At 72.3% G+C, this 22,071-nt stretch carries 18 protein-coding genes; 15 read left to right on the forward strand and 3 right to left on the reverse strand.

All coding sequences use genetic code 11. The features are described 5' to 3' along the window. The first annotated feature begins 12 nt into the window (after nt 1-12). From frc to ACFQRI_RS03700, 4 genes are all read left to right on the forward strand, one after another. Complete coding sequence (gene frc, locus ACFQRI_RS03685) at nt 13-1,239, forward strand: formyl-CoA transferase (RefSeq protein WP_380664358.1); 1,227 nt, start codon at nt 13-15, stop codon at nt 1,237-1,239. Between the two features lie 4 nt (nt 1,240-1,243). After that, a complete protein-coding gene (locus ACFQRI_RS03690) occupies nt 1,244-3,373 on the forward strand; it encodes an acetate--CoA ligase family protein (RefSeq protein ID WP_380664360.1) in 2,130 nt (709 codons plus the stop codon). Between the two features lie 286 nt (nt 3,374-3,659). Next, nucleotides 3,660-5,159 (forward strand): Nramp family divalent metal transporter, encoded by a 1,500-nt coding sequence (locus ACFQRI_RS03695; RefSeq protein WP_380664362.1) that lies wholly within the window; start codon nt 3,660-3,662, stop codon nt 5,157-5,159. Between the two features lies 1 nt (nt 5,160). Further along, the gene (locus ACFQRI_RS03700; RefSeq protein WP_380664364.1) at nt 5,161-5,589 is read left to right on the forward strand and encodes a hypothetical protein; all 429 of its coding nucleotides are present in this window, start codon (nt 5,161-5,163) and stop codon (nt 5,587-5,589) included. Nucleotides 5,590-5,614: 25 nt separating this feature from the next. On the opposite strand, the gene ACFQRI_RS03705 is transcribed toward ACFQRI_RS03700, so the two are convergent. Then, nucleotides 5,615-5,815, reverse strand: a complete 201-nt coding sequence (locus ACFQRI_RS03705; RefSeq protein ID WP_380664366.1) for a hypothetical protein — start codon at nt 5,813-5,815, stop codon at nt 5,615-5,617. Between the two features lie 91 nt (nt 5,816-5,906). Here ACFQRI_RS03705 and ACFQRI_RS03710 point away from each other — a divergent pair, with 91 nt between their 5' ends. From ACFQRI_RS03710 to ACFQRI_RS03725, 4 genes are all read left to right on the forward strand, one after another. After that, nucleotides 5,907-7,223, forward strand: coding sequence for an MFS transporter (locus tag ACFQRI_RS03710; protein ID WP_380664368.1), 1,317 nt, complete (start codon nt 5,907-5,909; stop codon nt 7,221-7,223). A gap of 82 nt (nt 7,224-7,305) precedes the next feature. Continuing rightward, nucleotides 7,306-8,886 (forward strand): phytoene desaturase family protein, encoded by a 1,581-nt coding sequence (locus tag ACFQRI_RS03715; RefSeq protein ID WP_380664370.1) that lies wholly within the window; start codon nt 7,306-7,308, stop codon nt 8,884-8,886. Nucleotides 8,887-9,201: 315 nt separating this feature from the next. Then, nucleotides 9,202-9,723 (forward strand): lytic polysaccharide monooxygenase auxiliary activity family 9 protein, encoded by a 522-nt coding sequence (locus ACFQRI_RS03720; protein WP_380664372.1) that lies wholly within the window; start codon nt 9,202-9,204, stop codon nt 9,721-9,723. Nucleotides 9,724-9,871: 148 nt separating this feature from the next. Next, nucleotides 9,872-11,458, forward strand: coding sequence for an alkaline phosphatase D family protein (locus ACFQRI_RS03725; protein ID WP_380664374.1), 1,587 nt, complete (start codon nt 9,872-9,874; stop codon nt 11,456-11,458). A 51-nt stretch (nt 11,459-11,509) separates the two neighbouring features. Here the strand turns inward: ACFQRI_RS03725 and ilvA are convergent, their stop codons facing one another. Together ilvA and ACFQRI_RS03735 are read right to left on the reverse strand one after the other, a co-directional pair. Continuing rightward, the gene (gene ilvA / locus ACFQRI_RS03730; protein WP_380664376.1) at nt 11,510-12,757 is read right to left on the reverse strand and encodes a threonine ammonia-lyase IlvA; all 1,248 of its coding nucleotides are present in this window, start codon (nt 12,755-12,757) and stop codon (nt 11,510-11,512) included. A 51-nt stretch (nt 12,758-12,808) separates the two neighbouring features. Continuing rightward, nucleotides 12,809-13,174 (reverse strand): DUF5313 family protein, encoded by a 366-nt coding sequence (locus tag ACFQRI_RS03735; RefSeq protein ID WP_380664378.1) that lies wholly within the window; start codon nt 13,172-13,174, stop codon nt 12,809-12,811. A 318-nt stretch (nt 13,175-13,492) separates the two neighbouring features. On the opposite strand from ACFQRI_RS03735, the gene ACFQRI_RS03740 reads away from it, so the two are divergent. From ACFQRI_RS03740 to ACFQRI_RS03770, 7 genes are all read left to right on the forward strand, one after another. Further along, nucleotides 13,493-14,809: a nickel pincer cofactor-dependent isomerase, group 22 gene (locus ACFQRI_RS03740; protein WP_380664380.1), complete on the forward strand. Its 1,317-nt coding sequence runs from the start codon at nt 13,493-13,495 to the stop codon at nt 14,807-14,809. A 235-nt stretch (nt 14,810-15,044) separates the two neighbouring features. After that, on the forward strand, nt 15,045-15,611 hold the full coding sequence (locus ACFQRI_RS03745; RefSeq protein WP_380664382.1) for a GNAT family N-acetyltransferase: 567 nt from the start codon (nt 15,045-15,047) through the stop codon (nt 15,609-15,611). Between the two features lie 135 nt (nt 15,612-15,746). Next, a complete protein-coding gene (locus ACFQRI_RS03750; protein ID WP_380664384.1) occupies nt 15,747-17,267 on the forward strand; it encodes an LCP family protein in 1,521 nt (506 codons plus the stop codon). 77 nt (nt 17,268-17,344) lie between these two features. Beyond that, on the forward strand, nt 17,345-17,962 hold the full coding sequence (locus tag ACFQRI_RS03755) for a carbonic anhydrase (protein ID WP_380664386.1): 618 nt from the start codon (nt 17,345-17,347) through the stop codon (nt 17,960-17,962). Between the two features lie 120 nt (nt 17,963-18,082). Continuing rightward, on the forward strand, nt 18,083-20,437 hold the full coding sequence (locus ACFQRI_RS03760) for a wax ester/triacylglycerol synthase domain-containing protein (RefSeq protein WP_380664388.1): 2,355 nt from the start codon (nt 18,083-18,085) through the stop codon (nt 20,435-20,437). Beyond that, nucleotides 20,434-21,345: a DMT family transporter gene (locus tag ACFQRI_RS03765; protein WP_380664390.1), complete on the forward strand. Its 912-nt coding sequence runs from the start codon at nt 20,434-20,436 to the stop codon at nt 21,343-21,345. Before ACFQRI_RS03760 ends, ACFQRI_RS03765 begins: the two co-directional genes overlap by 4 nt. Continuing rightward, nucleotides 21,336-22,070 (forward strand): SDR family NAD(P)-dependent oxidoreductase, encoded by a 735-nt coding sequence (locus ACFQRI_RS03770; protein WP_380664392.1) that lies wholly within the window; start codon nt 21,336-21,338, stop codon nt 22,068-22,070. Before ACFQRI_RS03765 ends, ACFQRI_RS03770 begins: the two co-directional genes overlap by 10 nt. Nucleotide 22,071: the final 1 nt, after the last annotated feature.

Raw genomic sequence — 22,071 nt, forward strand, 5'->3', positions numbered from 1 at the left:
GGGGCGGCGAAGATGAGTGCTCTGGAAGGGGTTCGGGTCCTGGACATGACCCATGTCCAATCAGGACCTTCGGCCACGCAGATCCTGGCCTGGCTCGGCGCCGACGTGATCAAGCTCGAAGCGCCGACCGGCGACATCACCCGCAAGCAGCTGCGCGACGTCGACGACGCCGACAGCCTGTACTTCACGATGCTCAACTGCAACAAGCGCAGCATCACGCTGAACATGAAGTCCGACGAGGGCAAGGAGATCTTCACCAGGCTGGTGGCCGACTCCGACGTGCTGGTGGAGAACTTCGGCCCCGGCACGGTCGACCGGATGGGCTTCACCTGGGACAAGCTCCAGGAGATCAACCCGCGGCTGATCTACGCCTCGATCAAGGGCTTCGGCGACGGCCCCTACACCCACTACAAGGCCTACGAGGTGGTCGCCCAGGCGATGGGCGGGTCGATGTCGACCACCGGTTTCGACGACGGACCGCCGCTGGCCACCGGGGCGCAGATCGGCGACTCGGGCACCGGCATCCACACCGTGGCCGGCATCCTGGCCGCCCTGCTGCAGCGCGGCAACACCGGGCGCGGCCAGCGGGTGTCGGTGGCCATGCAGCACGCGGTGCTCAACCTGTGCCGGGTCAAGCTGCGCGATCAGCAGCGGCTGGCCGGCGGCCCGCTGCGCGAGTACCCCAACTCCGAGTTCGGCGACGAGGTGCCGCGCTCGGGCAACGCCTCGGGCGGCGGCCAGCCGGGTTGGGCGGTGCGCTGCGCGCCGGGCGGGCCCAACGACTACATCTACGTGATCGTGCAGCCCCAGGGCTGGGCTCCGATCGCTCGGCTGATCGGCAGGCCCGAGCTCATCGACGACCCGGACTGGGCGACCCCGGAGGCTCGGCTGTCCAAGCTGGACAAGATGTTCAGCATGATCGAGGAGTGGACGCTGGGCCACGACAAGTGGTCGGTGCTGGCCCGGCTCAACGAGCACAACGTGCCGTGCGGGCCGATCCTGTCGACCAAGGAGATCATCGAGGACTCCTCGCTGGCCGACAACGACATGATCGTCAGCGTCGATCACCCCGAGCGCGGCGAGTTCAAGACCGTCGGCTGCCCGATCAAGCTGTCCGACTCCCCCGTGCGGGTCGAGAGTTCCCCGCTGCTGGGCCAGCACACCGCCGAGGTGTTCGCCGAGCGGCTGGGCATCGACGAGACCGAACTGGCAGAGCTCAAGGCGAACGGAGTGATCTGAGCAGATGGCATACGACGGTCCCCGCGTGCGAGAGGTCCTCGACGCGGTGCGCTCCGAGGGGCGGACGGCGCTGACCGCCCCCGAGGCCAAGAAGCTGTGCGACGCCTACGGCATCCCCACCGCCGGGGAGGGCCTTGCCACCAGCGCCGAGGAGGCGGTCTCGCTGGCCGCCGAGATCGGCGGTCCGGTGGCGCTCAAGATCGTCTCGCCGGACATCCTGCACAAGACCGACGCCGGCTGCGTGCTGGTGGACGTCTCGGGAGCCGAGGACGTGCGGAGCGGCTACGAGCAGATCCTGGCCAACGCCCACGCCCACGTGGAGAACCCCGCGATCTCGGGGGTCCAGGTGCAGCAGATGGTCAGCGGCCAGGAGGTCATCGTCGGGGCCACCACCGACCCGACGTTCGGCAAGGTGGTGGCCTTCGGGCTCGGCGGCGTGCTGGTGGAGGTGCTCCAGGACGTCACCTTCCGGATGGCGCCGCTGGACGCCGCCCAGGCGCGCGGGATGCTCGACGACATCGCCGCCGCCGACGTGCTGCGCGGGGCGCGCGGAGCCGAGCCGGTGGACGCGCAGGCGCTGGCCGAGGTGCTGCGGCGGACCTCGGACCTGGTCACCGACTTCCCGGAGATCGGCGAGCTCGACCTCAACCCGGTGTTCGCGACCGGCTCGGGGGCCACCGCGGCCGACGTGCGCATCGTGCTCGCCGACGACGCGGCGCCCGGTCCGCCGCAGCACTCGCCGGAGGAGATCCTGGAGTCGATGCAGCGGCTGATGACGCCGCGGTCGGTGGCGGTGATCGGTGCGTCCAACGAGGACGGCAAGATCGGCAACTCGGTGATGAAGAACCTGGTCAACGGCGGGTACGCGGGCGCTATCCACCCGATCAACCCGAAGGCCGACGAGGTGCTGGGCCGCAAGGCCCACAAGAGCGTCACCGACGTCGACGACGACATCGACGTCGCGGTGTTCACCGTGCCGGCGAAGTTCGTCGCCGGTGCCCTGGAGGAGTGCGGGCGCAAGGGCATCGGCGCCGCGGTGCTCATCCCCTCCGGGTTCGCCGAGACCGGCAACGCCGACCTCCAGGAGGAGGTCGTGGCGGTGGCCAGGAAGCACGGGATCCGGCTGCTCGGCCCGAACATCTACGGCTACTACTACACCCCGCAGAACCTCTGCGCGACGTTCTGCACGCCCTACGACGTGCGCGGCGGGGTGGCGCTGACCTCGCAGAGCGGCGGCATCGGGATGGCCATCCTGGGCTTCTCCCGCACCACCAAGATGGGCGTGTCGGCGATCGTGGGGCTGGGCAACAAGTCCGATGTGGACGAGGACGACCTGCTGACGTTCTTCGAGCAGGACGACAACACCCGCTGCGTGGCGATGCACCTGGAGGACCTCAAGGACGGTCGCGCGTTCGTCGGCGCCGCCCAGCGGGTCACCAAGAAGAAGCCGGTGGTGGTGCTCAAGGCCGGGCGCACCGACCTGGGTGCGCGGGCGGCCAGCTCGCACACCGGCGCGCTGGCCGGCAACGACAAGGTCTACGACGACATCCTGCGCCAGTCCGGCGTGATCCGGGCCCCCGGCCTCAACGAGATGCTGGAGTACGCCAGGGGCGTCCCGGTGCTGCCCACGCCGAAGGGCGAGAACGTCGTGATCATCACCGGGGCCGGCGGTTCGGGCGTGCTGCTCTCCGACGCCTGCGTGTCGGCGGGGCTGAACCTGATGGACATCCCGCCGGACCTCGACGCGGCGTTCCGCGAGTACATCCCGCCGTTCGGCGCGGCGGGCAACCCGGTGGACATCACCGGCGGGGAACCGCCGAGCACCTACGAGGAGACCATCCGGTTGGGGTTGCGCGATCCGCGGATCCACTCGCTGATCCTGGGCTACTGGCACACGATCGTCACCCCGCCGATGGTCTTCGCCGAGCTGTGCTCGCGGGTCGCCGAGGAGGCCCGCGCCGAGGGCGTCGACAAGCCGATCGTGGTGTCGCTGGCCGGTGACACCGAGGTGGAGAAGGCGGCGGACTACCTGTTCGACCACGGGATCGTGGCCTTCCCCTACACCACCGAGAAGCCGGTGGCCGTGCTGGGCGCGAAGTACCAGTGGGCGCGCTCGGCCGGGCTGCTCGGCTGACCGGGCACCGGGCGGCGTCCGCGGGCGCCGCCCGGTTTCGTCGTTGGTCGCGACGAGCTCGCGGTTCACGCGCGGTTCGCGGTGGACGGGTGGCCTCAGACCACGCGCCCTCCGGGGGTCCGCGCCGGCAGGACGTCCCGCTGGAACTGTTCGGGAACGGCGGCGCAGCTGCGGTTCCGAGGTGCGCGGATGCGCAGCTCGCACCGCCGCGGGCTCCGACGAGCACCGCGATCGCCGAACAGCTCGCAGCGGGGCGTGAAATCCAGAGTGGACAAGGAGGTCCGATGTGGATGGCGACAAGGCTCCCGGAAGAGATCCCGAACCCGAGTTAGCGGCCGAGGAGGACGGGCGGGTGTGGAAGGCCGGTGGCCTCGAACCCATGCCCATCCGCAAGCTCCCCGAGGCGCCGCCGTCGATCCACCTGCTGGGTCCGACGGTGTTCCTGGTGGCCCTCGGCGTGGGCATGGGCGAGTCCTACATGTGGCCTCGCCTGGTGCTCATCTTCGGCCCGGAGATCCGCTGGCTGTTCCTGGTCGGCGTGACCTTGCAGGCCGTGGTCATGCTGGAGATGGCCCGGTACGCGATGGCCACCGGGGAGAGCATCTTCTCCGGCGCGGCGCGCGTGGCCAAACCGGTGATGTGGTTCTTCTTCGTCACCGCGATACTGGTCTACATCTGGCCGGGTCACCTCTCGGCGGGCGCCGCGGCGCTGGAGGAGATCACCGGCATACCGTGGGTGGTGTCCGGCTGCATCGGGCTGGTGCTGGTCGGCGTGCTGTTCACCATGGCCAAGGTGATCTACAACCTGCTGGAGAACGTGCTGTCGATCCTGATCGGCCTGCTGGTGGTCGGCACCGCGGTGGTCGCCGCGATGGTCGGCGATCTGCAGGACCTCACCAGCACGCTCACCGGCATGCTGCACTTCGGCTACTTCCCGGACGAGGCGCTCAGCGCCCAGTGGTTCCCGGTCGTGGTCGGGGCGATCGCCTTCGCGGGCCCCTCCGGCATGCAGCAGATGTGGTACACGCTGCACCTGCGCGACCGGGGCGCGGGCATGGGCGCGCACATCCCGCGCATCCGCGGCCTGCGGCACGCCGACGAGGAAGAGACCATGCCCTCGCGCGGGTTCATGTTCGACACCGACGATCCCGACGAGATGGCCAAGTGGAAGGGCTGGCGGCGCTGGGTCACCTTCGACGCCCTGCTGCTGTTCTGGGGCATCACGATGCTGGTGACGGTCTCGTTCACCGTGCTGGCCCAGTCCGCGGCGCGGCAGAACCCCAACGTGGCCGCGCTCATCGAGAGCGGCGAGCGGGATGCCGCGCTCAACGCGATGGCCGATTCGTTCTCGGCGGCCGGCTCGCCGGTGCTGGGCACGGTGTTCCTCGGGTTCATCGCGCTGATCGGGCTCAACGCCACGCTCGGCCTGTTCGACTCGTTCTCGCGCGGTCAGGCCGACATGACCTACCACTTCGTCAAGGGCGCCCGCCGCTTCAAGATCTCGCAGCTCTACGCGGCGTTCCTGTGGGGCGTGATCATCTTCGGCATCCTGATCCTGCTGTTCGGCCCGGCCGACGGCCCCAGCTCCATCCTGGACACCCTGGCGTTCCTGTCGACCTTCGCCATGGGCGCCTACTGCGTGGTGCTGCTGCTGGTCAACAACCGGATGCTGCCCAGGCCGATCCGCCCGAAGTGGTGGTCGAACCTGATCATCGGGTTCGGCGCGTTCTTCTACCTCGGAATGCTGTTCTACAGCCTCGTCGAGTACGGAGTGGTCGTGAGCTGAGATGACCGCGACGACGCAACCCGTGGACGCGGCGCGGATCCTGGCGCCGGGCGTGCTCATCGGCGCGGTGGCGGGGGTGTTCGCCGGCGTGTTCATGCTCGTCGGCGGCGCCCCGCCGTCGTGGGCGGTGACGGCGGGAGCGCTGCTGGCGCTCCCGCTGGCGGTGGCCGGCGCGGGCTGCGCGCTGCTGCGCTGGCGGGGCGTGCTCAGCAGCGGGCACTTCGCACCGATGGCGCTGTACTGGGCGATCGCCTTCCCGCTGGTCCGGCTGGTGCAGGAGGTCGGGACCCGCTTGGTCCTGGGCGACACCTTCGCGCTGCCGCCGCAGCCGTGGGCGTTCCTGGCCTACCAGGCGCTGATCGGCGTCGGGTTCGCGATCGGGTTCGTGTGGGTGCAGGAACGGCTGGTTCGTGGTGGTGCCCGCAGATGAGCGCACCGGGCACCACCACCCGGCCTCAGCCGCGGGCGTCGACGAGTGGCCGCTCGTCGCGCTCCGGCCCGGCCGCGCGCTCGCCACCGTCGCGAAGCCGTCGCCGAGCGGCTTCGCCCGCGGCGGACGTGGCCAGTCCCAGGACGCGCCCGTCCGCCGCGCAGCCGCGCGGCAGGCGTTCTAAACGGCGTCGGATGGCGCTGAGAATCCGCATCTTCGTCGTCACCTCCTTCCCAACTCCGTGCATACAGTATTCCGTGATCCTGTCCGTTCGACGAAGCCCTTGTGAGCAGAGACACCTCGGCAGGTGATGCCCGATGACGCGCAGCGGACCGGACCGCGGCTGGACGATGATCGGGCTGCACACGCCGAAGCTGGAGGTCCGCGATCACCACGGCCGCCGCTACCGCGTCGGCGAGCAGCCCCGCGAGCTCACCGGCCGCTCCCGCGCGGTGCTGCTGTGGGCGTGCTGGCTGCCGATGCTGCTGGTGGGCACCGCCCAGTACGCCTTCGGCGCGGCCATCCCGGTGCTCACCGCCGCCGGCCACGACCTGGCCTCGCTGTGCTGGACCCTGGCGTGCTGGGCGGTCTTCCAGGCCGGGGCCGGATTCCCGGTCGCCCACCTGCGCCAGCGCGGCAGGCTCGACCCGCGCGCCGTGCTGATCACCGGCGGCCTGCTGTGCGCGGCCGGGATCGTCAGCCTCGGCCACGCCGAGGGACCGCTCGCCCTGCTGCTGGGCCACTCGGTCCTCGGCGGCACCGGCGCCGGGCTGGTCTACGCGGTGTGCACCTCCACCGCGCAGAAGTGGTTCCCGGAGAACCCCGCGGCCCGAGTCGGCGTGGTCACCGGCGCCTTCGCCTACGGCTCGGCGCCGTTCGCGCTCGCCCTGGCCGCACCGATCGATGCGGCCCACATCGCGCTGTTCGCACCGCCGCTGCTGCTCGCGGTCACCGCCTGCGGCCTGCTGGTGGCCGACCCGCCGCGCGACTGGTGGCCGGCGCACGTCGACCACCGGAACTGGGCGCGCGCCAATCCGCCCGCGGCCCACGAGTTCTCGGCCTCCGAAGCGCTGCGCGCCCCGGCGCTGCCCGCGATGGCGGCCTGCCTGTTCTGCGCGGCCACCGTCTCGCTGTTCAACGCCGCCTTCCTCGCGCTGCTGGCCGGACCGGGCGCCGCAGCGCTGTTCGTGGCCACCAACGGCGCCGGCCGCGCGGTGGCGATCCCGCTGGCCCGCCGAGCCGGCCCGCGGCGGGTGCTGCGCGGGGTGCTGGCGGTGCAGGCGACCGGTCAGGTCCTGCTGCTGGTCGCGCTGCCGAACTCCCCCGCGTGGCTGCTGCTGAGCGCGACCGTCGCCGGCGCGGGTGGCGGTGCCTTCCACCCGATCCTGGCCGCGCTGGCGCGGGAGCTCTTCGGGCACCGGAGGAGCGCCGAGGTGCACGGGTTGATCTACAGCGCCAAGGCCGCCAGCGGGGTGGTCGGCGTCGGGCTCGGGTACCTGGTGCTCGCGCACTGGGGCGCTGAGGTGGCGCTGCTGCTCGCCGCGCTGGCCTCGGTCACGGCAGCGGGGTTGTGCGGGCTGTTCCGGCGGTCGGGCTTCCCCAAGACGATCCCGTCCCCGCGAACCTCTCCTTGATCGTTGCAGACCGGGATGTGCCGCTCGTTCGACCTATAGTCGATGATCGTTCGCAGTCGACCGCACCGGAAGGGCCTGCTCGATGAGTGGCGAATTCGATGCGATCGTGGTCGGTGCCGGCATCAACGGCCTGGTCGCGGCCGCGGAGCTGGCCCGCGCCGGGTGGTCGGTCCTGATCTGCGAGCGCAACCCCGAGATCGGCGGGTTCATCGCCTCCGGGCAGCGCACGCTGCCGGGTTACGTCCACGACACCTACGCCTCCTGGCACCCGCTCTTCGTCTCCGGCCCCGCCTACGCAGCGCTCGGCGAGCAGCTGCACGAGCACGGGCTGGTCTACCGCAACTCCGAGGGTTGGCTGTGCGCCAGCGTCGGCGGCGACGGGCGCATCGCCCGCGCCCACCGCGATCCGCAGCGCACCGCCGAGGAGTTCGAGCACCCGGCCGATCGCACCGCCTACCTGGCCACGCTGCAGCGCGTCGGTGCCGACATCGACGCCCTCGGCGGATTACTGGCCAGCGAACCGCGCTCCTGGGCGCTGCTGCGCCACGGCGCCAAGCTGCTCAACACCGGCGGGCTGCGCGGTGCCGAGGGCTGGCTGCGCCAGCTGGCCAGCAGCGGACGCGGGTTCGCCCGCCGCGAGTTCCGCGGCCAGGAGGTCGACCGGCTCTTCGCGCCGTGGCTGCTGCACGCGGGCCTGTCCCCCGACCACGCCTCCGGCGGGCTGATGATGGCGCTGCTGGCCGCGACCATGCACTCCGCGGGCCTGCCGGTGGTCGAAGGCGGGCAGGCCAACTTCCTGGCCGCCTTCGCCGGGCTGCTCGAATCCCTGGACGTGCGGGTGCGCACGCGCACCGAGGTCGAGCGGGTGCTGGTCGACCACGACCGCGCCGTCGGCGTGATCGCCGGCGGCCAGGTGCACAGGGCCCGCCGCGCGGTGCTCGCCTCGGTCTCGCCCGGCGCGCTCTACGGCGAGCTGCTGCCGCCGTCGGCCGTGAAACCCCGCCTCCGGCACCAGGCCGCGCAGTTCCGGCCCGGCCGCGCCGCGATGCAGGTGCACGTGGCGCTGTCGGCTCCGCCGAGCTGGCGCGACCCGCGACTGGCCGAGGTCCCGATCGTGCACCTCAGCGACGGCTCGGGCAGCACCGGCATCGCCTGCGCCGAGGCCGACGCCGGGCTGCTCCCCCGGAGACCCACGGTCGTGGTGGGCCGCCAGCACCTCCTCGACGACACCCGGGTCCCCGCCGGCGCGGCCTCGCTGTGGCTGCAACTGCAGGAGGTCCCGTTCTCCCCCACCGGCGACGCGGCCGGCGAGCTCGACACCTCGCGGGGCTGGACCCGCGAGCTCGCCGAGGCCCACGCGCACCGGGCCCTGCGCCACCTGCAGGAGCACGCACCGGGCCTCGACGACCTGATCCGCGCGATCGACGTGATCGCGCCCCCGCAGCTGGCCGAGCACAACCCCAACGCCATCGGCGGCGACCCCTACGGCGGCTCCGCCGAGCTGGACCAGAGCTACCTGTGGCGCCCGCTGCCGTCCGCGGGCAACCACCGCACGCCGATCAGCGGGCTGTGGCACATCGGCGCGGCCACCCACCCGGGAGCCGGCCTGGGCGGCGAATCCGGCTGGACGGCCGCGCGTTCGCTCCTCAAGCGCGGCAGGTGAGCGCACCGGCGCAGCCCGCTGCCCCGGGCGGACGAATCACCGCGCGCACCAATGCCGTTCGGGAAAACCGCGAAGCCAGCTGGGAAAAACTCCAGCTCCCCGGCGAATCCGGGCAAAACATCAGGTCAGCGCGCTGAAATCGATCAACTCCGGCCGCCGGGACGGCTTCGCGCCTTGACCGCCCACCGGGCCCGCTCTATGGTCCAGACCACTAAATCGCACGGAACTCCCCACCGCAGCCGGGTTTTCGCATCCACCCGCGCCGCTCCACCGGATCGATCCACCCGGCTCGCACCCCCACACCAAGGAGTTGACATGCCCAACCGCAAGCTGACCGCGGCCGCCGTCGGCGCAGCCATCGCCCCCTTCCTCGTCGCCATCCCGGCCGGCACCGCCAGCGCGCACGGCTACGTCGACGCCCCGCCGTCGCGCCAGGCCCAGTGCGCCAACGACACCGTGCCCTGCGGCCCGATCAAGTGGGAACCGCAGAGCGTCGAGGGACCCAAGGGCCTCAAGAGCTGCAGCGGCGGCAACGAGCAGTTCGCCGAGCTCGACGACGACTCCAAGGGCTGGAAGGCCACCCCGGTCGGCACCCGGGCCACCTTCAACTGGACGCTGACCGCCGCGCACGCGACCTCCACCTGGGAGTACTACATCGGCGACAAGCTCGTCGCCTCCTTCGACCAGGGCGGCGAGCAGCCCCCGAAGCAGCTCTCGCACGACGTCGACCTCTCCGGCTACAGCGGACCGCAGAAGGTCCTGGCCGTCTGGAACGTCGCCGACACCGCCAACGCGTTCTACTCCTGCATCGACGTCAACGTCGGCGCCGAGAAGTGATCCCCGGCCGAACCGCCGCGCGCTGAAGCCACCCCCGACTCGCAGCGCGCGACGCCCGGGCGGGCCCGGCCGGTGCTGCCGGCCGGGCCCGCCCTCCTCTCCGCCGCGCCGAGTTTCCTCCACCTCCGACGTGGTGTATCCAGGGCGGGTGACCGAGTTGGTGCTTGGCCCGCTGCTGCGCTACATCGACGACGACACCGCGACCGTGTGGGTCGAAACGGACCGGCCCTGCGCGGTGCGCGTGCTCGACTCGGTCGCGCCCACCTTCTGCGTGGCCGGCCACCACTACGCGCTGGTCACCGTGCGCGGGCTCGACGGCCCCACGCCCTACGAGGTGCACCTCGACGGCGAGCGGGTGTGGCCCCGCGACGGCGCGGCGCCCAGCATCATCCGCCCGGTCGACGACCCCGAGCGGCTCACCGCGATGTTCGGCTCCTGCCACTTCGACCGCACCGCCGGCGACGGCCGCGACCGCGAGGGCCCCGACGCGCTGACCGCCTGCGCCGCGCAGCTCGCCAGCGCCCCCGAGCCCGACCACCCGGACGTGCTGCTGCTGCTCGGCGACCAGGTCTACGCCGATCAGACCACGCCCTCGGTGCGCCGCGAGCTCGCCGCCCGACGCAGCCTGCACCGGCCGCCCGGCCACGAGATCGCGAACTTCGAGGAGTACACGATCCTCTACCGCTACGCCTGGTCGGATCCCCAGGTGCGGTGGCTGCTGTCCACCGTGCCGAGCATGATGATCTTCGACGACCACGACGTGCGCGACGACTGGAACACCTCCCGCGCCTGGCGCGAGCAGATGTCGGCCCATCCGTGGTGGCGCGAGCGCCTGCTCGGCGGGCTCATCTCCTACTGGATCTACCAGCACATCGGCAACCTCAGCCCCGACGAGCTCGAACGCGACGAGGTCTACCTCGAAGCCACCCGGGTCGGCAGGCACGGCGACGCGCTGCCGGTGCTGCGCGAGATGGCCGCCGCGGCCGACCGCGAGGAGCACGGCACCAAGGGAGTGCGGTTCAGCTACGCCCGCGACCTCGGACCCGCCAGGCTGATCGTGCTCGACACCCGCTGCGGCCGGATCCTGGAGACCGCCGACCGGGCCATGCTGTCCAAGACCGACTTCGCCTGGCTGCGCGCGCTCGCCGAAGTCGACCGCAGGCACCTGGTCATCGGTTGCTCGCTGCCCTGGCTGCTGCCACCCGCGGTGCACCACGCGCAGACCTGGAACGAGCGGGCCTGCCACCGCGGCTCCCGGCTCGCCGAGCAGGTCCGCCAAGGCGCCGACCTCGAGCACTGGGCCGCCTTCCGCGACTCCTTCGACCGGCTGGCCGAACTGCTCGGCGACACCGCGGCGAGCATGCACGCACCCGCCACGATCAACGTGCTGTCCGGGGATGTCCACCACAGCTACCTCGCCGAGGCCCACTACCCGCGCCCGCTGCGCTCCCGCGTCACCCAGCTGACCTGCTCACCGCTGCACAACCGCGCACCCCGCTGGATGCGCGCGCCGCTGCGGCTGGCCTGGTCGGACGCGCTGGCGCGCCGGCTGCGGAGCCGGGCCGAACGCGCCGGGGCGGCGCCGCTGCCGCTGCGCTGGCGCAAGACCGACGGCCCGTTCTTCGACAACACCATCGCAGAACTGCACTTCGCCGGGCCCTCGGCCAGGGTCCGGCTGCTGGAGGCCACCTCGCACGGCGACCTCGCCGAGATCTGCCACCGGCGCCTGCACTGAGCAGCGGCGACGAGCGAAGAGCTCCGGGGAGCCCGGGCGCGATCTCCGCGCTCAGACCAGGAACGAGAACAGCGGCGAACCCGGCGAGACCTGCTCGATCTGCAGCGGGGACTCCTTCATCCGCCGGAGCAGGTCGTCGAAGTCGTCGGCGTTGTCGAGCTCGATGCCCACCAGGGCCGGACCGGTCTCCCGGTTGTTCTTCTTGACGTACTCGAAGGCCACGATGTCCTCGCCGTCGACGAGCACGTCGTCGACGAAGTGCCGCAGCGCACCGGGCTCCTGCGGGAAGGTCACCAGGAAGTAGTGCCGCAAGCCCTCGTGCAGCAGCGAGCGCTCCACGATCTCGCCGTACCGGCTCAGGTCGTTGTTGCCGCCGGAGACCACGCATACCACCGGACCGCGCGGGGTGCGCTCCAGCAACCGGGCGGCCGCGCTGGCCAGCGCCCCGGCGGGCTCGGCGATGATGCCCTCGGTCTGGTACAGCTCGATCATCTCGGTGCACACCGCGCCCTCGGGCACCGCCACGATCTCGTCGACGAGCCCACCGGCGACGTCGTAGCCGAGGTCCCCGACCCGGCCGACCGCAGCGCCGTCGACGAAGGTGTCGACCTCCGGCAGCTTGAGCGGGCCGCCGTGCTCCAGCGCCGCGCGCATGCTCGCCGCTCCAGCCGGTTCGGCGCCGACCACCCGGATCTCCGGGAAGTGCTCCTTGAGCCACAGCACGATGCCCGCGATCAGCCCGCCGCCGCCGACCGGGACGACCACCGTGTCGATCGGGCCGTCGTGCTGCTCGGCGATCTCCAAGCCCACCGTGCCCTGACCGGCGATGGTGCGCGGGTCGTCGAACGGGTGCACGTAGACCGCCCCGGTGCGCTCCGCGTCGGCCTTGGAAGCGGCGCTGGCCTCGTCGAAGGACGAGCCCGCGATGATCGGCTCGACCCACTCGCCGCCGATGGAGGCGATGCGCTTGCGCTTCTGCCGCGGGGTGTTCGCCGGCAGGTAGACCCGGCCGGGGATGCGCAGCTCGCGGCAGGCGAAGGCCAGGCCCTGCGCGTGGTTGCCCGCGCTGGCGCACACCACGCCGTTCGCGCGCTCGGCGGCGCTCAGCCCGGAGATCAGGTTGTAGGCGCCGCGGACCTTGTAGGAACGGCAGACCTGGAGGTCCTCGCGCTTGAGGCGGACCGGCACGCCCAGCTCCCCGGACAAGCGGCCGCTGGTCTCCAACGGGGTGCGCCGAACCACCTGGCGCAGGCGGGTGCCCGCCCGGAAGATCGCGGCGGGGCTGAGCTCAACGGACATTCACCGATCGTAAATCCGCTGGTGAACCCGACGGCGCTCGGGTAGCCGAGCTCACGGCCGCTCGCGGCGCCAGACCGCGGCGCAGCGCTCGGCGGCCTCGGCGTCGCGCCGCCCGCGCACCGCCGAAGCGTGACCCGGCGGGAAGCGGTGCGCGGCCAACCGCGCGTCCACGCCGTCCACCGAGCTGGTCAGCACGATCCGCGCCACCACCAGCACCCCCAGCAGCACCGCTCCGGCCGCCAGCGGCCAGGACCCGCCGAGCACCCCGAGACCGACCAGCAGCAGCGCGGCCAGCGGCGCGACCTGCAGCAACCCGCGCACCAGCACCCGCAGCAACCAGGTCCGGCAGGTCCCGTCGCGCAGCTCCCACTCGCGATACCGCCCGGCAGCCTCCTGCCGTACTGATACCCCAACCACCGCACCGGCCCAGGGCGCAACACCCCGCCACCCTTGAGACCCCACCAGCGCCGACCGCGCTCCACACCACCCCCGCACAACACCCCCGCCCGGACAAGCCCCTCTCCCCGCACCCGACGACCGCACACCCCACGCGAACCACCTCCCAACCCGGGGCCCGAACGGCCTGCTTTTTCGGGGTGCGTTCGGGAGGGTTCTGCCGACCGGGTGCGGTGGTGGGTGGTTCGGGTCGATCGGCGGGGTTGCGCGGGGTTTGCGGGGCGCGTTCGGAGTGCCAGGATCCGGATCGGCCGAGCTGGTCGCACCCGCGGTCAGCGCGTGACGGAGGATCTGGCGCTCATGTTCAACGTCGACAAGGTCCGGCTCGCCGGAGCCGAGATCGAACTTCCCAGGATGATCCCGGTCGAGCAGCGCTTCGACGCCCAGCGGATCGAGGACGTCGAAGGCAGCATCCGCACCCAGGTCGCCGAGCACGACCGGCGCAACCCGGTCAGCGGCAAGCGGATCGCGGTGACCGTCGGCAGCCGGGGCATCGCCCAGCTCCGCCGCATCGCGATCGCCCTGGTCGGGGCGCTGGCCGAGTGCGGGGCGAAGCCCTTCGTGGTGCCCGCGATGGGCAGCCACGGCGGGGCGACCGCCGAGGGGCAGCGCACCGTGCTGGCCGAGTACGGCATCACCGAGGACAGCCTCGGCGCGCCGATCCTGTCGTCGATGGAGACCGCGGTGGTCGCCGAGCTCGACGACGGCACCCCGATCCACTTCGACGCCGAAGCCGCCGGCGCCGACGGCGTGGTGGTGCTCGGCCGCGTCAAGCCGCACACCGACTTCCGCGGCAGCCACGAGAGCGGACTGGCCAAGATGATCGCCATCGGGCTGGGCAAGCACCGCGGCGCGGCGACCCTGCACAGCCACGGGTTCGAGAAGTTCGACACGCTCATCCCGGAGGTCGCCGAGGCGGTGCTCGCCCGTATGCCCGTCGAGTTCGGGCTGGCCGTGGTGGAGAACGGCTACGAGGACATCGCGCTGCTGGAGCTGGTGCCCACCGAGCGCGTCCTGGAGCGCGAGGCCGAGCTGCTCGTGGAGGCCAAGCGGCTGATGCCGAAGCTGCTGATGTCCGACATCGACCTGCTGGTGGTCGACCAGATCGGCAAGGACATCAGCGGGGCGGGCATGGACCCGAACATCACCGGCCGCGCCCCGGTCAACAGCGACAAGTTCCACGCCGCGCCGCTGCAGCGGATCGTGGTCCTGGGCCTGACCGAGCACACCAACGGCAACGCCTGCGGGTTGGGCATGGCCGACCTGACCACGCAGCGCTGCGTCGATCAGATCGAGTTCGGCTCCTTCTACACCAACTCGCTGACCTCGGGCGTTCCCGACGGCGCGCGCATCCCGATGGCCCTGGCCACCGACCGCGACGCCATCGCCGCCGGCCTGCACCTCACCCGGGGACCGCACCCGCGGCCGTCGAAGGTGGTGCGCGTGCGCAACACGCTGACCATGCCCCGCATCGAGGTCTCCGAGGCCTACGCCCAGGAGGTCGCCGAGCACCCGGACATGACCGCCCTCGGCGAGCCGCACGACTGGGAGTTCGACGCCACCGGCCACCTCACCCCGCTGCCGCCCGCGCACTGACCCGCGCGCGACCGAACTCCCCGCGTGCCCGGAGCGCGCGGGGAGTTGTCGCGCGACGGACCCGCTGACCTCCCAGCAGCACTCGTCCCGCGCCGCCGAGCATTGAATTCACTCGGCACTGAAGTCACAGCATCTTCGAATGCCCGATTTCGGCGAATCGCGATAGAATTTCGACCGATCCCCAACCGCGCCGAGACCGGCGAGTTCCGCGCCGGTGGGCGAAGGCGAGGCCGCCATGCAACCTCCGCTGACCACCGAACGGCTCGTGATCCGGGACTGGACGACCGGCGACGCCGACGTGCAGGCCGCGCTCGACCTCTACGGCCGCCCCGAGGTCACCGAATGGCTCACCCCGGTGATCTCGCACGTCGCCGATCTGGCCGCGATGCGCGCCGTGGTGCACTCCTGGACCGAATCCCAGCCCATCCAAGTGCCCCCGACCGGGCGCTTCGCGATGCACCGCCGCTCGGACGACGTCGTGGTCGGCGGCCTGGTGCTGCGCATGCTGCCGCCCTACGACCACGACCTCGAGCTGACCTGGCAGCTGCGCCCCGAGGACTGGGGGCACGGCTACGCCACCGAGGCGGCCACCGCCCTGCTGCACTGGGCGTTCACCTTCGACATCGACGAGATCTTCGCGCTCGCCCGGCCGGACAACTCCCGCGCGATCGCCACCGCGAAGCGACTCGGCATGGAGTGGGTCGGCGAGACGACCAAGTACTACGGCACCACGCTGCAGGTCTACCGGGTGCGGCAGAGCGGTCTGCCCGAGTCGCCGGTCGTGAACGACACCGACGACTGACCAGTGCTGATCACTGATCGTGTTGAAACAAGACGCGATTGGATTACTTGAAACTCGCGGAGTGCGCCCGACGCGGCTGGAATCCTGGAACCGTCGACCCAGCGCCGAACACGCGGCGCAACCGACGGAGGAAGTGTGCCACCACCATCCGACAGGAAGTCGGCGCGCCCGCCGCAGCGGCGCCCACCACGCCGCCCACCGCCGAAGCGCCGCGCACCGATCGGCCCGAAGCTGCTGGCGGCAGCGCTGTCGCTGCTGATGCTGGTGATCACCGGATACGGCTGGAACAACTACCGGCACCTGCTCGACGGGCTGGCCACCAGCGAGGTCACCCAGGGCGGCGCCGACGGGGCGATCGACATCCTGCTGGTCGGCATGGACAGCCGCACCGACGCGCACGGCAATCCGCTTCCCGAGGAGGTGCTGCGCGAGCTGCACGCCGGCGCCAACGAGGCGGCGCTGACCGACTCGCTGATCCTGCTGCACATCCCCAACGACGGTTCGCGCGCCGTCGGGTTCTCCTTCCCGCGCGACTCCTACGTTTCCATCCCGGGCCAAGGCCAGCACAAGATCAACTCGGCCTACGGGCGCGGGAAGTTCGCCGAGGAGCAGGCCCAGCAGGCCAAGGGCGTCACCGACCCCAAGGCGCTGGCGAAGGCGGGCGACGACGCGGGCCGCAAGCTGCTGGTGCGCACCATCGAGAACCTCACCGGCTCCTCCATCGACAGCTACGCGGAGGTCAACCTGCTGGGCTTCGCGAAGATCACCGAAGCCGTCGGCGGGGTTCCGGTGTGCCTCAACGACGCCACCAGCGACTCCTACTCGGGCGCCGACTTCAAGGCCGGCCCGCAGACCATCTCCGGGCCCGACGCGCTGGCGTTCGTCCGGCAGCGGCACGGACTCCCCCGCGGCGACCTCGACCGGGTGGTGCGCCAGCAGGCGTTCCTGGCCGGGCTGGCGCAGAAGGCCATGTCCACCGGCGTGCTGGCCAGCCCCTCCCGGCTGCGCGGGCTCATCCGCTCGGTGCAGGACTCGGTCGTGCTCGACCTCGGCGGGGACACCGACGTGCTCGGGTTCGCCCAGCGGCTGCGCGGGCTGGCCGCGGGGGCGATCCAGTTCAACACCATCCCGATCGAGGACTCCGAGTACGACACCCCGTCGGACGGCACCGCGATCAAGGTGGACCCGCAGGACGTCAAGCGAGCCGTGCAGAACGCCTCGCTGCCGCCCGGCCAGCGCACGCCGCCTCCGCCGACCACCTCGCAGCAGGCCACCGATGCCCAGGTCGACGTGCTCAACGGCACGCGGATCAGCGGGCTGGCCGAGGACGTGCGCGGCGAGCTCGAACAGCAGGGCTTCGAGACCGGCGGCATCGGCAACTCGGGCTCGCGCACCAGCACCGTCGTGCAGTACGGACCGGGGGCGGCACCGGTGGCCGAGAAGGTCGCCGAAACCCTCGGCGGGGTGCCGACCGAAGCGCAGGACTCGATGGCGCAGGGCCGCGTCCAGGTGATCCTCGGGACCGACTACGAGGGCCCCGCCGCGCCCGGTTTCGCACCGCCGAAGGCCGTCGCGCTCGACGGGCGGGCGCACGCCCAGACGCAGGGCTCCTCCGACCCGCCGATCAACGCCGCGGACATCCCCTGCGTGAACTGACCGAGCACAGTGGATCTCGAAGTGGCCTCGGCCACTCGATGCAGTGGCCGAGGCCGGCGCGGATTATCTTCTAGGGCATGTCCAGGCCGTCCACTCCTGCCGAAGCCTACGAACTGCTGCTCGAAGGCAACCGCCGATTCGTCGAGAGCACCTGCGAGCACCCCAACCAGGACGCCGCGCACCGCGCCGCGCTCGTCCCCGGCCAGAAGCCGTTCGCCGTCCTGCTCGGCTGCTCGGACTCGCGACTGGCCGCCGAGATCATCTTCGACCAGGGTCTCGGGGACCTGTTCGTGGTGCGCACCGCCGGCCACGTCGCCGGGCCCGAGGTGCTCGGGAGCATCGAGTACGGGGTCGGCCCGCTGGGCGCCCCGCTGGTCGTGGTCCTCGGGCACGACTCCTGCGGCGCCGTCACCGCCGCCCGGCAGGCCACCGTCGACGGCGCCAATCCACAGGGCTACATCGGCGACCTGGTCGAGAAGGTCACCCCGAGCGTGCTATCGGCCCGCGCCGAGGGCGTCGAGGAGGTCGACGACATCGTCGACGTGCACGTCGAGCGCACCACCGACCTGCTGCTGTCGCGCTCGGCGGTGCTGGCCGAGCGCGTGCGCGAGGGGAAGTGCGCGATCGCGGGGCTGTCCTACCGGCTCGGCGACGGCACGGTCCGCCAGGTGGCGAGTCGCGGACCGCTGACCTAGGCGGTCGCGGCCAGGGCCCCGGCCGCGTTCGGGAAGCCGACCGGTTCCGTTCGCGTTAGCCTGCACTAACACACGTGCATGGCGAAAGGAACCGGTCGTTTGAGCCCGCAGCCACGACGGGTGCTCTTGATCAGCGCCACCATCGGTGAAGGTCACAACGCGACGGCGCGCGCCGTCGAGGAGGCCGCCAGGCGGGTGTGGCCGGGTTGCGAGATCCGGTGGCTGGACGCGCTGCGCACCATGGGTCGCTGGGTGCCGAGCACCTTCAACTGGATCTACGCCACGAACGTGGAGACCACGCCGTGGCTCTACGACTTCTTCTACGACTCGCTCTGGCGCTACCGCTGGTTCGCCAACGCCTGCCGGCGCTTCGTCGGCGCCTGGTGCGGGCCGCTGCTGCGGCGCGAGGTGCTCGCCGCCGACCCGGACCTGATCGTGTCGACCTACCCGCTGGGCACCGCCGGGCTGGACTGGATGCGCCGGCACGGCGAGCTCGCCGACGTGCCGGTGGCCGCGGTCGTCTCGGACTTCGCACCGCACCCGTTCTGGGTCTACCCCGAGGCCGATCTGCACCACGTGATGAGCGAGGCGAGCCTGCGGGCGATGTACCGCGCCGAGCCGGACGCGGTCGGCGCGGTGAGCGCACCCCCGGTTCGACGCGAATTCCGGCCGCGCGACCGCGTTTCCGCGCGTGCCGAGCTCGGCGTCCCCGCCTCGGCGTTCACCGTGCTGGTCTCCTGCGGCGCGCTGGGGTTCGGCGCGATGCAGCGGGCCGCCGACGCCGCGCTGCGCGCCGACCCGGCCTGCCGGGTGCTGGTGGTGTGCGGGCGCAACGAGCGGATGCGGCGCGAGCTGGCCGAGCGCGGCGATCCGCGGCTGGTCCCCATCGGGTGGACCGACGACATGCCGGGGCTGCTGGCCTGCGCGGACGTCGTGGTCACCAACGCCGGTGGGGCCACCGCGCTGGAGGCGCTGGCCTGCGGTCGCACGGTGGCGATGTTCGAGCCGATCGCGGGGCACGGGCGGGCCAACGCCGAGCTGATGGCCGAGGCCGGGCTCGCCGAGCTGTGCCCGACCGAGGCGGAGCTGACCGCGACGCTCCGCCGCTGGGCCAGCGATCCCGCCGAGCTCACCGAGCGCGAGGAGCGAGCGCTCAAGCACAGCGGTTCGGCGGACTTCACCGAGCAGGTGGCCGAGCTCGCCACCTTGCCGCGGCACCACGGATTGCGGCCGCTGCGCGCGCAGGACGCGTTCTTCGTGCACGCCACCACCCCGGAGGTGACCCAGCAGACCGGGGCGATCCTGCGGCTGGCGGAGTCCGCGCGCTCGCTGCCCCAGTGGTCCGAGCACCTCGTCGGGCGGGTCCGCCAGCGCGCACCGGATCTGCCGATGCTGTGCCGCCGGCTGGTGGACCTGCCGGGAAGGCGTCCGCAGTGGATCCACGACGAGATCGCCCCGGAGGACCACGTCAGCTGCCGGCAGCTGCAGCCCGCCGAGGTCTTCGACGAGGTGCTCACCGAGTTCTTCGCCGAGCCGGTGCGCACCGACCGGCCGCCGTGGGAGCTGCTGGTGCTGCACGACCCGTTCACCGGGCGGGCCACCGTGGCGGCCAAGATGCACCACGCGCTGGGCGACGGGGTGGCGGTGACCAGCAACCTGATCCGGCTGCTGTGCGACGAGCGGCAACCGGACTCCGCGCCCGCCGGGCGGGCGAACTCCTCGTGGCTGCGACGAGTTCCCGAGCTGCTGCGCGGGCTGACCGGGCTGGCGCTGTCCGGTGGCCCGCCGAACCGGTGCTGGACCGGGAAGTCCAGCCCGGAGCGCTCGTTCGGGCAGGTCACCCTGCCCGCCGGTCAGGTGCGCGCGGCCGCTCGTGATCACGGGGTGACCAGCACCGGCTTGCTGCTGGGGCTGGTCGCCGAGGCGCTGCACCGCGCGCGCGGAGCGCGCGACCGCGACGCGCGGTTCCGCGTGATGGTGCCGCGCACGGCGCGCACGGGGCGCGGTGGAGCGGGCATGAGCGCGCCGGGCAATCACACCCAGTCGTTGGCGGTGGACCTGCCGATCGGTCCGATGCCCACCGCCTGGCGGATCCGCGCGGTCGCGCGGAAGCTCACCGAGCTGGAGGACACCGGACAGCCGCTGGCCGCCGGGGCGGCGATGGCGGCGATGGGCCTGCTGCCCGCGCGGCTGCACCGCTGGGTGGTGCGCAAGGTCTACCACCGGCGGTTCTTCAACGCGATCGTGTCGGTGCTGCCCGGGCAGCGCCGGCCGACGCACGTCGCCGGGGTGCGCCTGACCGAGGTGCTGCCGGTGCTGTCGCTGGCCGACGGGGTGGGCCTGGCGGTCGGCGCGATCGCCTGGGGCGAGCACTTCGGCTTCGGCGTCACCACCGATCCCGCGCTGGCCCCGCACGCCGAGGTGTTCACCGATCACCTGCGGGAGGCCTTCGCCGAGATGCGGGGGCGGCGGTGAGCTCGGCCGGAACGGTGCTGGGCGTGGCGGTTCCCGCCGCCGTGATCGGCGCCGCGAGCTTCGGGCTGGCCAGCGCGATCCAGCACCGGGTCACCAAGCAGGTTCCGCAGGTGAGCACGTTCAGCCCGCGCATCCTGTGGGACCTGGTGCGCAAGCCGATCTGGGTGCTCAGCATCGGAACCGTCATCGTGGGCCTGTCGCTGCAGGTGGTGGCGCTGGCGTTCGGTCCCCTGGTGCTGGTGCAGCCGCTGCTGGTGACCTCGGTGCTGTTCGGCGCCGGTTTCGCCGCGTGGCTGGCCGGGCGGCCGATGGACTGGGTGCTGGCGCTGGGCGGCCTGGCCTGCGCGGGCGGGCTGGCGGCGTTCCTGCTGCTGGCGCGCCCGTCCGGGCAGGGCAGCGACTTCACCGGTGCACCGGTGCTGCCGCTGGCGCTGCTGCTGGGGTTGCTGGTGCTGCTGTCCCTGCTCGCCGCGCGCTGGCTGCGGGGCGAGTTCGTGGCGGTGGCGCTGGCGGTGGCCACCGGGATCCTCTACGGCGTGACGGCCGGGCTGATGCGGGTGGTGGCCGGGTACTTCCGCACCGGCGGGATCTTCGAGCCGTTCACGCACTGGTCGTTGTACGTGGTGTGCGCGATCGGGCCGCTGGGTTTCCTGCTCAGCCAGCAGACCTTCCAGCGCGGCAGGCTCATGTCGCCCGCGCTCGCGGTGATCACCACGGTCGACCCGCTGGTGTCGGCGGCGATCGGGGTGAGCTGGCTGGGCGAGCGCATCGAGTACTCCTCGGCGGCGCTGGCCGGGGAGACCCTCGCGGCGGTGGCGATCGTGGGCGGCATCGTGCTGCTGGCCCGCCGCAGCGAGCAGCTGCGCCGGGCGATGGCCGAGCAGGAGGGGGCGAGCACGTGGGGCTGATCCGGCGCGACGGAACCCGGCTGTCCCGCGCGCTGGTGACCGGCGCTTCCTCCGGCATCGGCGCGGCCTTGGCCGCGCGCCTGGCCGGGCTGGGCTGCGAGGTCGTGCTCACCGGGCGCGACGAGGAGCGGCTCGACGGGGTGGCGACGGCCACCGGTGGCCGCGCGCTCGCCGCGGACCTGGCCTCGTCGGGCGGGACCGAACGGGTGGCCGAGGCGGGTGCGGAGGCCGACCTGGTCGTGCACAGCGCCGGCATCGGCTGGCAGGGGCGGCTGGACGCGATGCCGCCCGAGCGCATCGGCGAGCTCGTCGAGGTCAACCTGACCGCGCTGCTGCGGCTCACCCGCGCGCTGCTGCCGGGCCTGGCCGAGCGCGGTGGGCACCTGGTGGTGGTGTCCTCGATCGCGGCGGTCGGGGTGCGCGAGGAGGCGGTGTACGCGGCGACGAAGGCAGGGGTGCGGGCGTTCGCGGCGAGCTTGCGCCACGAAGGCCTGCGGGTCACCGCGGTGCTGCCCGGGGCGGTGCGCACGCCGTTCTTCGCCGGGCGCGACTACGCCCGGCGGTTTCCCCGCATGGTCGAGGCCGACGAGGTCGCCGCAGCCGCGCTGCGCGGGGTGCGGCGGGAGCGGGCCGAGGTGTTCGTGCCGGGCTGGTTGACGTTGCCCGCCCGCATCGGCGGCGCGCTGCCGGAGATGTTCCACGGGTTGTCCCGCCGGTTCGGGTGAA

The sequence above is a fragment of the Saccharopolyspora griseoalba genome (assembly GCF_042665275.1).
Lineage (GTDB): Bacteria > Actinomycetota > Actinomycetes > Mycobacteriales > Pseudonocardiaceae > Saccharopolyspora > Saccharopolyspora griseoalba.